The sequence below is a fragment of the Ornithinimicrobium sp. genome (assembly GCF_035267225.1).
GTDB lineage: Bacteria > Actinomycetota > Actinomycetes > Actinomycetales > Dermatophilaceae > Ornithinicoccus.
Genome location: NZ_DATFMA010000022.1, coordinates 1 through 15783 on the forward strand (window position 1 = coordinate 1; position 15783 = coordinate 15783).

The following is a 15783-nucleotide window of genomic DNA, read 5'->3' on the forward strand; positions in this document are numbered from 1 at the left end:
GGTCGAGGGCTACCCCATGCCCGAGCTCAGCGGTGCCCCTCCCGGCGCCGTGGCCGACCCGAGCCTGCTCCAGGACGCCCGCTTCGCCTTCTGGGTCGGCTACGAGGACGGGCGTCCGGTGAGCCTGGGCACCTCCTTCGTCGACCACGGGATCGGCAGCTTCGCGCTCGGGGTCACCCGGCCCGCGGCCCGTCGTCGCGGCCACTGGCTCGGGCACGCGGTCGCGAGGTTGCAGCACACCCCCGACGTCTGGATGACGGGCGTCTTCAGCGACTTCAGCCGCCCCGGTGCCGAGAAGGTGGGCTTCGTCCCTCTGCTCCGACTCTCACTGTGGGCGCTGCCCCGGCCGTGACCGGCGCAGCATGACGCGAAGGTCAGGTCAGCTCAGGGGGTCAGGCCGAGGACTGCCGTCGCTGTACCGCTCGTGCTGTGCCGGCTGTGTAGGAGAGACCTCGTTCTGTCGGTGCAACCAGGTGGACGGCATACTGGGTACGTCGTGCCGCCCACCGGACAGGTCAGACATGAGCCGCCACGTGCGCCCCGTCTCCGCAAACCGGGGACTGCTGTGCGCCATGGCCGCAACCGTGGCACTGACGCTCGGCGCGTGCAGTGGCTCGTCCGAACCCGACGACACGGAGCAGACGCAGGACGAGCCGACCGCGCAGGACCGGCTCGACCAGGCGTACGCCGCCTTCACCGACGCCGGCTCGGTGTCCCTGCTGCTCGAGGGCACCGATCTGCCGGAGGACCGGAACACCTACGTCATCTCCGCCGACGGGGCGGGCACGATGGACCCGGCGGCCTTCGACGGCACCATCACCGCCAGACTGTCTGGAGTACAGGCCGACGTGCCCACCATTGCGGTCGACGATGCGCTCTACGTCAAGCTCCCCTTCGCCCCGGGCTTCATCGCCACCGACCCCGAGGAGCTTGGGGTGCCCGATCCCGCCCGGCTGTTCGACAGCGAGGTCGGGGTGGCCTCGCTGCTGCAGCAGACCGAGTCCCCCGAGTTCGGCGAGCAGCGCCGCGCCGGCCAGGAGATCGTGCAGGAGGTGACCGGAACCCTGCCCGGGGACCTGGTCGTCCGGGTGCTCGATGTGGGGTCGGGAGATGAGGGCTTCGAGGTGGTCTACGGCCTCATCGAACAGGGCTGGGAGGTGCGTACGGTGACCCTGACCGGCGAGTTCTACCCTCCGGCCACGTCCACCTACACCCTCACCCTGGACGACTACGGCGAACCGGTGACGGTCACCGCTCCGTGAGCCGGTGAGCGGGTGAGCCCATGAGCGCAGCGCCCGCCTCTGCCGGGGCGAACCCCGGACGGGGCCGGTCGCGCGTCCTGCTGGGCGTCGCAGCGCTCGCGGTCATGCTGGCCGCCGCCGACACGTATGTGGTGGTGCTGGCCCTGCCGGACATGATGGCCGGCGCCGGTCTGGGGATCGAGTCGCTGCAACGGGGCACGCCGATCATCTCCGGCTTCCTGCTCGGCTACATCGCGGTGCTGCCCCTCATCGGTCGGCTGGCCGACCTGGTGCCCCGGCAACGCATCCTCATCGCCTGCCTGGTGGTTTTCGCTGTCGGTTCGGCGATCACGGCGGTGGCCGTCGAGCTGCCGGTGATGGTGGCCGGTCGCCTCTTGCAGGGACTGGGCGGGGGAGGGCTGGTCCCCGCCACGCTCGCGTTGGTGGCCGACCTGTGGCCGCCGGGCAGGCGCGGCCTGCCGCTGGGCGTGGTCGGCGGCGTGCAGGAGTTCGGCGCCGTGCTCGGCCCGTTGCTGGGCGCCGCGGTGCTGCTGGTCGCCGACTGGCGAGGCATCTTCTGGCTCAACTTCGGCCTGGGCCTGCTGTTCTGCGCCGGGGTCGCGCTGGTCGGTGCGGGTATGCCGACTTCTCTGCCGGAGGGAGGGTCCCGGCGAAGTCGTGGGGCGCCTGGAGGTGGGGGCCCGGGCGCCGCCTCGCGTGCCCGCACGGTGGCCCTCGGTGCCCTGGCTACGGCGGCCGTGGTGCTCGGCGTGCTGACCCTGGTGCCGCCGGAGTCGCTGACCACGTCTGTGGCCTACGGCGGCCCGTTCGTCCCTCTGGTCGACGAGTCCACGTCGCGGGTGCTGACACCCGTCGGGCTGGTCACCCTCGGAGTGCTTCTGGTCCTGGCGGTGGTGGCCGCGTTGCGCTGGCTGCCGCTGCTGCGGCGGGCCGACCTGCTCGGGGCTGGCCTGGTCGGTGTCGCCCTCGGCAGTGTGGTGCTGACCTTCTCCTCCGCCGACCCGGAGGTCGAGGTGCTCGGGCCCTGGGGCCTGTGGCTACTGCCGGTCGGAGCGCTCGCCGCGGTCGGCTTTGTGATCCGCCAACGCACCGCTGCGGAACCCCTGGTCGGCACCCACGTGGTGCGTGGCCGGGTGTGGCCCGCGCTGGTGGTCAGCGTGCTCGTGGGGGCCGCCCTCGTCGCCGTTGTCGTCGACGTACCCCTCCTCGCCCGGCTGGACGGCCAGTCCACCCAGACCCAGGCGGCGCTCGTGCTCCTGCGGTTCCTGGTCGCGGTGCCGGTCGGGGCCGTCCTGGGCGGTGCCCTGCTGCGCTGGATCGCCCCCGGTCTTGTTGCGGCGCCCGGCCTGGCCCTGACCGCTGCGTCGCTGGCCGTGATGGCCACCTGGACCGTCGGGTCGCTGGCGGCTGGGCTCGGCACCACTCTGACCTTGGCTGCGGCAGGCCTCGGCGTCGGGATGGCCCTGGCGCCGACGAACGACGCTGCGCTCGCCGACGCCCCGGCCTCAGCGCACGGGACGGTGAGCTCGCTGGTCATCGTCTCCCGCATGGTCGGCATGGTCGTCGGCTTGGCGTCGCTGACCGCGGTCGGGCTACGGCGCTACTACGACGCCGTGGCCGTGCTGCCGGAGCCGGTCGAGGCGCAGGCGCTGCTCGAGACGGGTGTCGTGCAGGTGCAGACCGTGTTCGCCGGAGCGGCTCTGGCCGCCGCCGCGGCCGCCGTGGTGGCCTTGGGACTCGGCCTGCGGCGCTCTCCGGCCCAGACGCCCGCGCAGCAGCGTGCCGCGCGCAGATGAGCGCCTCGCGTGCCCGGCCGCGGGCGGTCGGCCGACCACGATTTCGTGCCACACTTCGGCCATGAGCACGTACCTGCACCTGGTCGGCGACGCTGAGGCTGACCGCCTGCTGAGCCAGAACCCCTTCGCCTTGCTGGTCGGGATGCTGCTCGACCAGCAGATCCCAATGGAAGTCGCCTTCGCCGGCCCGCGCAAGCTGGCCGAGCGGTTGGGCAGCGTCGACCCGGCCATGATCGCGCTGATGGACCCCGACGAGTTCGTCACGGTGTGCGCCACTCCGCCGGCCGTGCACCGCTTCCCTGCCTCCATGGGCCGCCGGGTGCACGACCTCGCGACGGCGGTGATGCGCGACTACCAGGGTGACACCGCCGGTATCTGGACCTGCGGCGAGCCCGACGGGCGCACCGTGCTCAAGCGGCTGAAGGCCTTGCCAGGGTTCGGCGACCAGAAGGCCAGGATCTTCGTGGCGCTGCTGGGCAAGCAGTGCGGTCTGCAGGCTGCGGGATGGCGCGAGGCCGCCGGTGACTACGGGCAGGACGGCACGACGATGTCCATCGCCGACGTCGTCGACGAGGACTCCCTGGACCGGGTGCGGCAGTGGAAGAAGGAGAAGAAAGCGGCTGCCAAGGCAGCACAACCCACCACCGCGTGACCAGCGTCTTCACTGAGCGCGGGATGCCCGCGCTCATCGCGTTCACGCTGACCGGCTTCGCGGGCTACGGCACTCTGCTGCCGACCGCGCCTCTCTGGGCTGTCGAGGGCGGGGCCACTGCGGCCGGGGCCGGTCTGGTCAACGGCGTGCTCCTGCTGTTCACCGTGCTCACCCAGCTGTTCGTTCCCGGGATGCTGCGTCGCTTCGGCTGGGCACGCGTCATGGGCGCCGGCATGGTGTTCATGGGTCTGCCCGCTCTGGGCCACGTCGTCAGCAACGACCTTGGCCCCATCCTCCTGCTCTCGGCCGTGCGTGGCGTGGGGTTCGGCATCCTGACGGTCACCGGAAGCGCCGCGGTGGCCGAGCTCGTCGACCCGGCGCGCCGCGGCGCGGCGATCGGCGCCTACGGTCTTGCCGTCGCTCTCCCGAACCTCGTGCTCCTGCCCCTCGGCCCGTGGATCGCGCAGACGTGGGGTTTCGGATGGGTGTTCGCCATCGCGGCGCTCCCGGTGGCTGGGTTACCGGCGGTGGTCAGGCTCGCACGCCACCTCCCCGAGCCGCCGGTCAAGGGCCGGCCGATGCTCGATGCCACGGGTGCTGCCTCGGACGAAGCAGACGACATGGGGGCGGGAAGGGCCGGGGTGCTCTTGCTGCGGCCCACGGTCCTGTTGCTCGGCGTCACCCTGTGCGGCGGTGCGCTCACGACCTTCGCGCCACAGATGACCGACAACACGGTCGCGTCCACCCTCGCGCTGTTCGCGATCGGCGCGACCGCTGCGCTGGCCCGGTGGGGGGCTGGCGGCCTCGCCGACCGCTTCGGTGCGCACCCCTTCATCTGGCCGCTGACCCTGCTGACGGTGCTCGGGATGCTGCTGTGCGCATGGGTGGTCAGTGGGGACGGCTCCTCACGCTGGGCCGCGGCCGGCTTCGTCGCCGCGGCGGCGCTGGTGGGGATCAGCTACGGCGCACTACAGAACCTGACGCTCGTCCTCGCGTTCTCGGTGGTGACCCGGCGGCACACTCAGCTCGCCAGCGCCGTGTGGAACGTCGGCTTCGACGCCGGCACCGGTCTGGGATCCGTGCTGGTGGGCCTGCTCGCGGCCGGGTACGACTTCTCCACCGCGCTGGTCGCTGCCGCGGCTGTCAGCGCCCTCACCATCCCCGTCGCGCTCGTCCGGCCTACCCACTCACGTCGATGACTCGGTCGACACTTCCGCGCGGGGTTGCGCTCCGATGCTCGCTGCGCTGCGCGTCGATGCTCACCCCGCTGTCAGGTCGATGACAACGGGGGCATGGTCGCTGGCTCCCTTGCCCTTGCGCTCCTCGCGGTCGATGAACGCGCCTCCGACCCGTGCGGCGAGCGCGGCGGAGGCCAGGCAGAAGTCGATCCGCATGCCCCGTTTCTTCGGGAACGCCAGCTGGGTGTAGTCCCAGTAGGTGTAGGTGCCCGGCCCGGGAGCATGCGGGCGCACCACGTCGCTGTAGCCCGCGTCCAGGACCGCCCGGAAGGCGGCCCGCTCCGGCTCACTGACGTGTGACTTGTCGCGGTAGTAGTCCATCGACCAGACGTCGTCGTCCTGGGGAGCGATGTTCCAGTCGCCCATCAGCGCGATCTGAGCTTGTGGATCGGCCGTGAGCCATCCCGCCGAGCACGCCGCCAGCTGCTCGAGCCACGCCAGCTTGTAGACCATGTGCGGGTCCTCGAGGCCGCGGCCGTTGGGCACGTACAGCGACCAGACGCGCACCCCGGCGCACAGCGCCGACATCGCCCGGGCCTCGGCCGCCTGGCTGTCCCCCCACAACGGCATTCCGTCGAAGCCGGGCTGGACGTCCTCCAACCCCACCCGGGAGGCGATCGCCACCCCGTTCCACTGGTTGAAACCGACGTGGGCCACCTCGTACCCGGCCGCCTCGAAGGCCAGGAGTGGCAGCTGGTCGTCGCGGCACTTCGTCTCCTGGATGGCCAGCACGTCCACGTCGTGCCGCTCGAGGAAGGCGACCACCCGGTCGACGCGAGCCCGGATGCTGTTGACGTTCCACGAAGCGATGCGCACAGCCCCCACTGTAGGTGTGTCCACCCCCGGCCCGGCCGCTACGGTGACGCGATGGGAACTGCTCTGGTCACCGGCGCCTCGGCCGGCCTGGGTCGCGCGTTCGCGATCGAGCTGGCCGCCCGCGGCCATGACGTGGTGCTGGTCGCCCGCGACGAGGGTCGGCTGCAGCAGATCGCCGACGAGCTGCGCCGTCGCCACGGCGTCCACGCGGAGGCGTTGGGCGCCGACCTCGCCGACCGCGGCCAGCTGCAACGCGTGGCCGACCGCGTCGGCGACGCCGCCCGCCCGGTCGACCTGGTGGTGAACAACGCCGGCTTCGGGATCAAGGCCGGCTTCGTCAACGGCGACATCGCCGAGGAGGAGCGCGCTCTCGACGTCATGGTCCGTGCGGTGATGGTGCTCAGCCACGCCGCGGCCGAGCCGATGCGCCGCCGGGGACACGGAGCCATCCTCAACGTCTCGTCGGTCGCCTCGTTCGCGACCGTCGGCACCTACTCGGCCGACAAAGCCTGGACGACCGTCTTCTCCGAGGGGCTGTCCTCGGACCTGGCCGGGAGCGGCGTGACGGTCACGGCGTTGTGCCCCGGCTTCATCCGGACCGAGTTCCACGACCGGGCCCAGATGAACATGGGCTGGCTGCCCGAGGGGATGTGGCTGGACGCCCACCGGGTCGCCCTGGACGCCCTCCACGACGTCGCGGCCGGACATGTCGTCTCGGTGCCCTCGCTGCAGTACCGGCTCCTGGTCGGTCTGGCCCGCTCGGTTCCGCGCCCGGTAGTGCGGCGAGTGTCGCGACGGGTGAGCACGGTCCGACGTTGACCCCTAGGGTGTCCGTCATGCATGAGATCAGATGGGGCATCGCCGGACCCGGGCGGATCGCGCAGGCCGTGGTCAGGGACTTCGAGCACGTCGAGGGCGCCCGGGTCGTGGCGGTGGGCTCACGCTCTACGGACCGCGCGCGGTCCTTCGCCGACGACTTCGGCATCGAGCGCGCACACGGCAGCTACCGGGCCCTCATCGAGGACCCGGAGGTCGACGTGCTCTACATCGCCACCCCGCATCCGCAGCACGTGGCCATCGCCACCGCCGCGCTCGAGGCCGGCAAGGCCGTGCTGGTGGAGAAGGCCCTCACCGCCACGGTCGAGGGTGCGCAGAAGCTCATCGAGACTGCCCAGCAGCGACAGGTCTTCGCCATGGAGGCGATGTGGACCCGCTTCCAGCCTGCGGTCGTGGCCACCCGTGACCTCATCACCGACGGGGCGATCGGCGAGGTGCGTACCGTGCAGGCCGATCTGGGGGTGCAGCGTGACTTCGACGCCGGTGACCGGCTGTTCAGCAAGGAGCTGGCCGGCGGGGCCATGCTGGATCTCGGTGTGTACGTCGTGTCGTTCGCGCAGCACTTCCTCGGCACCCCCGACCGGATGGAGGTCACCGGCTCGCTCGCCTCCACCGGGGTCGACCTCGACGCGGCCATGCTGCTGGCCTACGATGACGGCCGCGCCGGACTGGTGAGCTGCTCGCTGCGCGGGCCCTCGCCCGGCACGGCCCGGATCGTCGGCACCGACGGGTGGATCGACGTCGCCTCACGCTTCCACCACCCCCATCAGGTCACGCTGACCCGCCCGGACGAGGAGCCGCGCGTCATCGACGCTCCGCCTCTGGGCACCGGATACAGCCATGAGCTGATCGAGGTCAGCGACTGCCTTCGGGCCGGGAGGACCGAGTCCGCCGTCATGCCGCTGGAGGACTCACTCGCCGTGCAGCGCGTGTTGAACGAGGCCTGCGAGCGTCTGGGCGTCCACCACGAGGACGACCTCGACCTCGACCTCGGCTGAGCACCACCGCAGTCGCCGACGGGCTAGGGTCGGGGACCGTGAGCACCGCCCGGGACGAGCTGTTGTCGATCATCCGAGACCAGGCTGTGGTGCACGGCGCCGTGACCCTGTCCTCCGGCGCCCAGGCCGACTACTACGTGGACCTGCGCCGGGTCACTCTCGACGGAGTCGCGGCGCCCCTGGTGGGGCAGGTGATGAACGCGCTGGTGCACGATCTCGACTTCGACGCCGTGGGAGGGCTCACCATGGGCGCCGACCCGGTGGCTGCGGCCATGTTGCACGCCTCCGCCGCCGACGGGCGGCGTCGTGATGCGTTCGTGGTGCGCAAGTCGGGCAAGGCCTACGGGATGCAGCAGCAGATCGAAGGACCGAGCGTCAGCGGGCGCCGGGTGCTGGTGGTGGAGGACACCTCCACCACCGGCGGCTCCCCGCTCACGGCGGTGTCGGCCTGCCGCACCGCGGGGGCCGAGGTGGTCGCGGTGGCGGTGATCGCCGACCGCGACAGCGGGGCGGCCGCCGCGATCCGTGAGCACGGGCTGAAGTACCGCGCGGCCTACAGCCTGCAGGACCTGGGTCTGGCCTGAGCGCGCATGGTCTCGACCCGCATCGCCCTCGAGCGCGGGTCCACGGTGCCGCTGTACCGCCAGCTGAGACTGTCCCTGGAGCACGAGATCGCCACGGGAGCGCTGGACCCCAACCTGCCCCTCCCCTCCTCGCGCGCGCTGGCCCGCGAGCTCGGGCTCTCACGCAACACCGTGAACGCCGCCTACGCCGAGCTGGAGGCGGAGGGCTTCGTAGAGGCCCGTCCGCGACGCGGCCTGGTGGTCAACCGCGACATGGTGGGGGAGGCGCTGCGGGGGGAGAGTGCGACTGACGAGGGCACGGTCGACTGGGGGCGTCATCTGAGGCCGCGGCTGCACTCGGGCATGGCGGAGATCGAGAAGGTGCGTGACTGGCGCCACTATCCCTACCCGTTCGTCGGCGGTCAGGTCGACCACGCGACCTTCCCGGTGCTGCCGTGGACCCGCGCCCTGCGGGAAGCGCTGCGCCCTCCGCACCAGCACTACAGCCTGCGCGACGGGGTGGATGCCGACGACCCCGAGCTGCTGCAGCAGCTGTGCCGCAGTGTGCTCCCGGCCCGCGGTATCCAGGTGGAGCCGGAGCAGGTGCTCGTGACGCTCGGATCGCAGCAGGGGCTGGACCTCCTCGCGCGAGCCGTGCTGCGCCCGGGCTCCCGCGTCGGCGTCGAGGAGCCGGGCTATCCGGACACCCGGCACGTGCTCGGGCTGGCCGGTGCGGAGATGGTCTCGTTGCCGGTGGACGAGGCGGGGGTCCAGCCCCCCGAGGTTCCGCTCGGGCTGGACCTGGTCGCCTTGACCCCCAGCCACCACAGTCCGACCAACGTCACCCTCTCGGCGGCGCGTCGCCGCCAGATTCTGCGCCGCGCCGCCCTCGACGACTTCCTGGTCGTCGAGGACGACTACGAGAGTGAGCTGCGCTACGCCGGCAGCCCGACGCCAGCGCTGCGGGCCATGCCCGACAGTGAGCGGGTGGTCTACCTGGGGACCTTCTCCAAGTTCATCGCCCCCGGTCTGCGGCTGGGCTACCTCGTCGCCGCGCCGGAGGTGGTCACCGAGCTGCGCTACCTACGGCGCTACATCCTGCGCCACCCGTCGGGCCACCTGCAGCGGGCGATGGCCCTGTTCATCGCCGACGGCCACTACCACCGCACCATCCGGCGCCGGCGAGCGAGCCTGTCGCAGCGCTGGTCCCGGCTGACGGAGTCACTGGACCGCCACCTCGGCTGGCCGATCCCGGCGCCGCCGGGCGGTGGCAGCCTGTGGGTGCCCGGCCCGGTCGAGCTCGACGCCGCGGAGGTGGTGAGGCACGCGCTGCGGGCCGGCGTCGTCGTCGAGCGCGGAGACACCTACTTCCGTGACCCGCAGGGTCAGCGCAACCACCTCAGGCTCGGGTTCGCGGCTATCGACGTGCGGACCATCGACCCCGGCGTCCGGGTTCTGGCGAAGGTCATCGAGCGCCATCTCAGCCGCTGAGGGCCCCCTACTGGTACCAGCGAATTGGTGCGGTCTGGCTCTGGTGACAGTCCAGATCGCTCCTCCACAGTGGAGGAACCGTTCTGCACTGAAGGAGGTCCGGGTTGGTAACCCTCGACGTCACCGACGTACGCGCCCGAGCGCGACAGCACCTGTTCCCGCACTTCACCCGCGGCACGGTCTGGCGCGACGAGGACCTCCCGGTCATCGTCCGCGGTCAGGGCTGCCACCTGTACGACGACCGCGGGCGGCGCTGGCTCGACGGCCTCGCCGGCCTGTTCTGCGTGAACCTCGGGCATGGCCGCCAGGACATCCCGGCCACGGCGTTCAAGCAGATGGGGCAGCTGGCCTACTGGACCAACTGGGGCGCCGCGCACCCCGCCGCCGTGGAGGCGGCGACCCTCATCGCGGAGCTGGCCCCCGGCGACCTCGAGAAGGTGTTCTTCGTCAACTCCGGATCCGAGGCCGTGGAGTCGGCGATCAAGTTCGCCCGCCAGTACCACCGCAGCCAGGGCCAGCCCCAGCGCACCAAGATCATCTCGCGCGAGATGTCCTACCACGGCACGACGCTGGGCGCGCTGGCCGTGACCGGCATCCCGAAGTTCAAGGCGCCGTTCGGCCCGCTCATGCCCGGGGTGCGGCACGTGCCCCACACCTTGGGTGAGGTGGTGCCCGAGGGAGGCAGCGCCGCGGATCTGCCCAGCGTGCGGCGCATCGTCGAGGTCATCGAGGAGGAGGGGCCCGAGACCGTCGCCGCGATCTTCGCCGAGCCGGTGCAGAACTCACGGGGAGCCCTGGTGCCGCCCCGGGGCTACTGGCAGGAGCTGCGCTCGATCTGTGACCGCTACGGCATCCTGCTGGTCGCCGACGAGGTCATCACCGGCTTCGGGCGCACCGGGCAGTGGTTCGGCAGCACCAGGTACGAGGTGGTACCCGACCTGCTGACCTTCGCCAAGGGGTCCACCTCGGGGTACGCCCCCATGGGCGGGGTGCTCGTGCGTGCCGCGCTGGGTGAGGCGCTGCTGGACTCGCCGCAGGCGGGGATGTTCACCCACGGAGCGACCTGGGGCGGGCACCCGGTGTCCACTGCCGTCGCGGCCGCGAACATCAGCGCCATGCGCGACGAGGGCGTCCTGGACCACGTGCGCCGGATGGAGCCCCCCTTCCAGGCCGGGCTGGACGAGATCGTGGCCGGCCACGACTGCGTGAAGGAGTGGCGGGGAACGGGGTACTTCTACGCCCTGGAGCTCACCGCCGACCGTCGCACCGGCCGGCCGCTGACCGAGCAGGAGGGTGTCGAGCTGGTCCGGGAGGTCATGCCCCGGGCGATGCGTGAGGTGGGCCTCATCACGCGGCCGGACGACCGTGGGGCGGTGTTGCTGATGCTGTGTCCGCCACTGATCGCCGACGCCGCGGTGCTCGACGAGCTTCTGGCCGGGGTCGACGCGGTGATGGATGCCGCCGGGGCGTACCTGGCCGGAACGGCCCGACGCGGGTTGACGCCGCACGGACTCGCCGGGTTCGCCGCTGACCACCCCGTCACCCGCGGGCCGTCTCGGCGCCGCCTCCAGACCGACACCACCGGGCCGCAGATGGCCGGAAAGGGAGCACGATGAGCCAGACGACACAGTTCCTCGCCCACGTCGACCTCGAGGAAGAGCAGGGGCAGCCGGCGGAGGTGACCCAGGGCGTGCGGCGGATGACCCCGTCCGAGGCCTTCGTGGAGACGATGGCCGCCTACGGTGTTCGCGACATCTTCGGGATCATGGGCTCGGCCTTCATGGACGCGATGGACATCTTCGCGCCCGCCGGCATCCGGCTGGTACCCGTCGTGCACGAGCAGGGCGCGGCGCACATGGCCGACGGATACTCGCGGGTGTCGGGCCGGCACGGGGTGGTCGTCGGTCAGAACGGCCCGGGGGTGACGAACTGCGTCACGGCCATCGCCGCGGCGTACTGGGCGCACAGCCCCGTGGTGATGATCACCCCGGAGACCGGCACGATGGGCGTGGGGCTGGGCGGCTTCCAGGAGGCCAACCAGCTGCCGATGTTCGAGGAGTTCACCAAGTACCAGGCGCATGTGAACAACCCCAAGCGGATGGCCGAGCTCACCGGTCGTGCGTTCGACCGCGCTCTGAGCGAGATGGGCCCGACCCAGCTCAACATCCCCCGGGACTACTTCTACGGTGAGATCGAGACCGAGATCCCCCAGCCGATGGACCTCGACCGTGGGCCTGGTGGCTCTCGCAGCCTCGAGGAGGCGGCCGACCTCCTGGCCACCGCGCGCTTCCCCGTGGTGGTCTCCGGCGGGGGTGTCGTCATGGCCGACGGGGTGGCCGAGTGCGTCGCCCTGGCCGAGCGCCTCGGGGCGCCGGTGGTCAACAGCTACCTGCACAACGACTCCTTCCCGGCCTCGCACCCGCAATGGTGCGGGCCGTTGGGTTACCAGGGGTCCAAAGCGGCGATGAAGCTCATCTCGCAGGCCGACGTCGTGCTCGTCGTCGGCTCGAGGCTGGGTCCGTTCGGCACTCTGCCGCAGCACGGCCTGGACTACTGGCCCAAGGACGCGGCGATCATCCAGATCGACGCCGACCGCACGATGCTGGGCCTGGTCAAGAAGATCTCGGTGGGGATCTGCGGCGACGCTCGCGACGCGGCCGTGGCCCTCACCGACCGGCTGGCCGGTCGGGTACTCGCCTGCGACGCCACGCGCGAGGAGCGGGCGGCCGCGATGCGCGCCGAGCAGCAGGCCTGGGAGTCCGAGCTGGACGAGTGGACGCACGAGCTCGACGACTACAGCCTGGACGTGATCGCCGAGGCCGACGCCGAGGAGGGCAGTTGGCTGCATCCGCGCCAGGTGCTCCGCGAGCTGGAGAAGGCGCTCCCTGCCCGGGTCATGGTCTCCACCGACATCGGCAACATCAACTCCGTGGCCAACTCCTACCTGCGCTTCGACGAGCCCCGCTCGTTCCTGGCCCCGATGTCGTTCGGCAACTGCGGCTACGCCCTGCCCACGATCATCGGCGCCAAGGCGGCGGCGCCCGAGCGCCCGGCAGTCGCCTACGCCGGTGACGGTGCGTGGGGGATGAGCATGGGTGAGGTGATGACTGCGGTGCGCCACGACATCCCCGTCACCGCTGTGGTCTTCCACAACCGCCAGTGGGGCGCCGAGAAGAAGAACCAGGTCGACTTCTACGACCGGCGTTTCGTGGCCGAGGAGCTGGTGAGCGAGAGCTTCGCCGGGATCGCCCGGGCTATGGGTGCCGAAGGCATCGTCGTCGACCAGCTCGACCAGGTCGGCCCGGCCCTGCAGCAGGCCATCGACATGCAGATGCTGCAGGGCAAGACGTGCGTCATCGAGATCATGTGCACCCGGGAGCTGGGTGACCCGTTCCGTAAGGACGCGCTGTCCAAGCCGGTGCGGCTGTTGGAGAAGTACCGGGACTATGTCTGAGCGGTGACGCCTCGCGGCGGCGACGCGCGGCGCGCTCGGCGCCACGGTCGTCGCCGTGGCACTCGGTCAGCCGACTCGACCGTAGCCGGTGACCCCCGAGAACATCCGCCTCTTCTGCACCGGCAGCCCGGCCCGCCCACTGTCGTAGATGTAGCCGTTGCCGGCGTAGATGGCCACGTGCCACGTCCCCCAGAACACCAGATCTCCGACGCGCGGGGAGCTGACGGGCCTCGCGACCGCTCGTTGCTGGGCCACCACTCGGGGCAGCGACACGCCGACCTTGCCGTAGACGTACTGCACGAACCCGGAACAGTCGAACCCGGCCGGAGAGGCCCCGCCCCAGAGATACATGGTGCCCACGTGCCGCCGAGCCTCCGCGATGACACTGCTCGTGGACGCGCCCGTGCTGGCTCGCGACACCGACCTGGACGACGAGGAGGAGGATCCGCTGAGGATGGAGCCGGAGATGTAGCGGCCTCCGGACATCCTGATCCATCCGTTGCTGGTGGCGGTGCCGCTCACCCGGCTCCCGCGAGAAAGGGTGCTCACCACGCCGTGACGCGTCCCAGGGCCCGAGCGGACGTTGCCCAGGCTGGCAGTGACGTAGCGGGTCACCGTGCCGGAGGAGCGGGTCGAGGTGCCCGAGGTGCTGGTGGGGGTGCGGTGGGATCCGCTGAGGATGGAGCCGGAGATGTAGCGGCCTCCGGACATCCTGATCCATCCGTTGCTCAGGCGGGTGCCGCTGACGCGTTGGCCGCGGCGCATCTGGGAGACCACGCGGTACCCGGTGCTGGGGCCGGAGCGCACGTTGGCGATCCCGACGGCCACGTAGCGGGTCACCCGAGTGCTCGGCAGCAACATGGCCTCGGCGTGGGGAGCGGCTGGAGGCTGCACCGCGGTCGGTGCCATCGTGCGCGCGGTGGGCGCGGCATCCGCCGGCGCGGCCTGTGCCTGGCCCGCCGAACCGAAGGGGAGGGCCGCCGCAGCCAACAACAGCGCGGGTCGGCGTGTGTCGTACCGATGACGGGACGCCCCTCCCCGAGGGCGACATGTCGTCGCGAGCTCGTCACTCATAGACCAATCCATTTCGCCGGCAGTGTGGGACGAGGCCGAGTGAAGCCGATCGTGCAGGCTCGATCAACCCCCTAAACCCGCAGGTCAAGGCGACACGGCGAGAAACTTGAAAGTAGTTTTTGTGATTTGGGTCACAAACGTGTGATGTTCCTGCTGGTCAGAGGGGCGAGAGGTAACAATGTGGTAACTGTGCCCATTGCGAGGCATGTGACGAAGATTTTGCTGGCTCTTGACCTCCCTCTCCGGCTTCCCGCGCAGGGCTCACAGAGGAGCAGCCCCGCCGGACGGTCCGACGGGGCTGCGCGGGGCTTCGGTCAGCGTCGCTTGCGGTCCCAGTGCGCGAAACCGGCCTCTTTCGCTGACTCCTCGCTGTCGAACCACACATCGGGGGAGTAGTCGGCGTACACCGGGGAGTCCTGCGTGTGGAACAGCATCGAGCCGGCGTTGCCCTTGATCTCGTAGCCCTCCGGGTGCGACCCGTCCTCGGCCGGCATGGCCGAGCCTGGCCCGTAGGGGCCCTCGACCACGAAGACCTCGTCGGAGTCCTCGGCATCCGGCTCGGTCTCGGGCTCTCGTGCCGGCTCGACGTCCTCATCGTGCTCGACGTCCTCAGTGTGCTCAGCGTCCACGGTCTCGTCGTGGACGGGTTCCTCTTCGGTGGCCGTGTCGTCGTGGGCCGGTTCCTCCTCGGAACGGGCCTCGTCGTGCTCGAGCGGCGACGACTCCTGGGCAGGCTCATGGTCTACGTCGACCGGGTCTGCCTCTCCGACCGGAGCAGCGGAGGTGGTCAGGCCGGACTCATCGTCCGGTGAAGCCTGCTCGAGGTGCTCGTCAGACTCATAGCGCGCGTGGTGCTCTTCGTGCTCGTCGTGGTGCTCTCCGTGCCCGTCGCCGTGCTCGTCATCCGGTGCGACGTGGTCGGGCTCCGGGTCGTGCTGGTCGTCCTCACCGGCAGTGCTGCGGGCCGACATCGCCGTGGCGCCGCCGATCGCGCCGGATGCGCTGCCCCCGGCGGTCTCGTCATCCTGGTCGACGCTGTCGGGCTCCTCGTCGCCTCCGGTGGCGTCCGGGTCCATGGCCGAGGGATGCACGTCGGCCGGTGCGTCCTCGGCGACCAGCGGCTCCTCGGTCCGCACCGGTTCGTCGGTGTTCGCCGACTGATCGGTCTGGTCCGGCTCCTCGATGATCACCGCCTCCTCGACGACGACCGCCTCCTCGACGGCGACCGGGCGCTCGGCGTCCTGCTCCTCATCGACATGGTCCGTCGGCTCCACCGGCGCGACCACGACGGCCTCGGCTTCCACTGCCTCCACCACGACCGCGTCGGTGGCCTGGTCCCCCTCGCTCCCACCGTCGCTCGTGTCGTCGGCGGAAAGCAGCTCCGCCTGGACGGGCTCGGCCTGGGCCGGCCCGTCCGGCTCCTCGCCGGAGCCTTCCGCCACCTCCACGGTCTCGACGACCACCACCTCAGGGGTGTCGACGGTCGCGATCTCGCCAGGCTGCGATGGCTCCTGCACTTCGGAGAACCCGGCCGCCCGCGAGTCCTCGGGGATGTCGTCGTGGTCCTGGTGGTCCTGGTGGTCCTCGTGGTCCTCGTGGTCC

The 15783-nt window shown here is 71.1% G+C and carries 12 protein-coding genes and 2 pseudogenes; 11 read left to right on the forward strand and 3 right to left on the reverse strand.

What is annotated here, in order from left to right; all coding sequences use genetic code 11:
- From VJ976_RS01280 to VJ976_RS01300, 5 genes and pseudogenes are all read left to right on the forward strand, one after another.
- Positions 1 to 352, forward strand: a pseudogene (locus VJ976_RS01280) (hypothetical protein); the annotation flags it as partial.
- 169 nt (positions 353 to 521) lie between these two features.
- Complete coding sequence (locus VJ976_RS01285) at positions 522 to 1262, forward strand: LppX_LprAFG lipoprotein (protein WP_324098135.1); 741 nt, start codon at positions 522 to 524, stop codon at positions 1260 to 1262.
- A 20-nt stretch (positions 1263 to 1282) separates the two neighbouring features.
- The gene (locus VJ976_RS01290; protein ID WP_324098137.1) at positions 1283 to 3058 is read left to right on the forward strand and encodes an MFS transporter; all 1776 of its coding nucleotides are present in this window, start codon (positions 1283 to 1285) and stop codon (positions 3056 to 3058) included.
- Positions 3059 to 3119: 61 nt separating this feature from the next.
- Complete coding sequence (locus VJ976_RS01295) at positions 3120 to 3710, forward strand: HhH-GPD-type base excision DNA repair protein (RefSeq protein WP_324098139.1); 591 nt, start codon at positions 3120 to 3122, stop codon at positions 3708 to 3710.
- Positions 3707 to 4909 (forward strand): MFS transporter, encoded by a 1203-nt coding sequence (locus VJ976_RS01300; RefSeq protein WP_324098141.1) that lies wholly within the window; start codon positions 3707 to 3709, stop codon positions 4907 to 4909. The genes VJ976_RS01295 and VJ976_RS01300 overlap by 4 nt, the downstream gene beginning before the upstream one ends.
- A 60-nt stretch (positions 4910 to 4969) precedes the next feature.
- On the opposite strand, the gene VJ976_RS01305 is transcribed toward VJ976_RS01300, so the two are convergent.
- Positions 4970 to 5764: an exodeoxyribonuclease III gene (locus tag VJ976_RS01305; RefSeq protein ID WP_324098142.1), complete on the reverse strand. Its 795-nt coding sequence runs from the start codon at positions 5762 to 5764 to the stop codon at positions 4970 to 4972.
- Positions 5765 to 5815: 51 nt separating this feature from the next.
- Here VJ976_RS01305 and VJ976_RS01310 point away from each other — a divergent pair, with 51 nt between their 5' ends.
- From VJ976_RS01310 to xsc, 6 genes are all read left to right on the forward strand, one after another.
- The gene (locus tag VJ976_RS01310; protein ID WP_324098144.1) at positions 5816 to 6583 is read left to right on the forward strand and encodes an SDR family NAD(P)-dependent oxidoreductase; all 768 of its coding nucleotides are present in this window, start codon (positions 5816 to 5818) and stop codon (positions 6581 to 6583) included.
- Positions 6584 to 6600: 17 nt separating this feature from the next.
- Positions 6601 to 7599, forward strand: coding sequence for a Gfo/Idh/MocA family oxidoreductase (locus tag VJ976_RS01315; protein ID WP_324098146.1), 999 nt, complete (start codon positions 6601 to 6603; stop codon positions 7597 to 7599).
- Between the two features lie 38 nt (positions 7600 to 7637).
- Entirely contained in the window at positions 7638 to 8183 is a 546-nt protein-coding gene (gene pyrE, locus VJ976_RS01320; RefSeq protein ID WP_324098148.1) for an orotate phosphoribosyltransferase, read from the forward strand.
- 6 nt (positions 8184 to 8189) lie between these two features.
- Positions 8190 to 9653 (forward strand): PLP-dependent aminotransferase family protein, encoded by a 1464-nt coding sequence (locus tag VJ976_RS01325; protein ID WP_324098150.1) that lies wholly within the window; start codon positions 8190 to 8192, stop codon positions 9651 to 9653.
- A 104-nt stretch (positions 9654 to 9757) separates the two neighbouring features.
- Positions 9758 to 11269 (forward strand): aspartate aminotransferase family protein, encoded by a 1512-nt coding sequence (locus VJ976_RS01330; protein WP_324098152.1) that lies wholly within the window; start codon positions 9758 to 9760, stop codon positions 11267 to 11269.
- Complete coding sequence (gene xsc, locus VJ976_RS01335) at positions 11266 to 13107, forward strand: sulfoacetaldehyde acetyltransferase (protein ID WP_324098154.1); 1842 nt, start codon at positions 11266 to 11268, stop codon at positions 13105 to 13107. Before VJ976_RS01330 ends, xsc begins: the two co-directional genes overlap by 4 nt.
- A 66-nt stretch (positions 13108 to 13173) precedes the next feature.
- On the opposite strand, the gene VJ976_RS01340 is transcribed toward xsc, so the two are convergent.
- Both VJ976_RS01340 and VJ976_RS01345 read right to left on the reverse strand, forming a co-directional pair.
- Positions 13174 to 14016, reverse strand: a complete 843-nt coding sequence (locus tag VJ976_RS01340) for an NlpC/P60 family protein (RefSeq protein ID WP_324098156.1) — start codon at positions 14014 to 14016, stop codon at positions 13174 to 13176.
- A 479-nt stretch (positions 14017 to 14495) separates the two neighbouring features.
- A pseudogene (locus tag VJ976_RS01345) lies at positions 14496 to 15783 on the reverse strand (hypothetical protein); the annotation flags it as partial.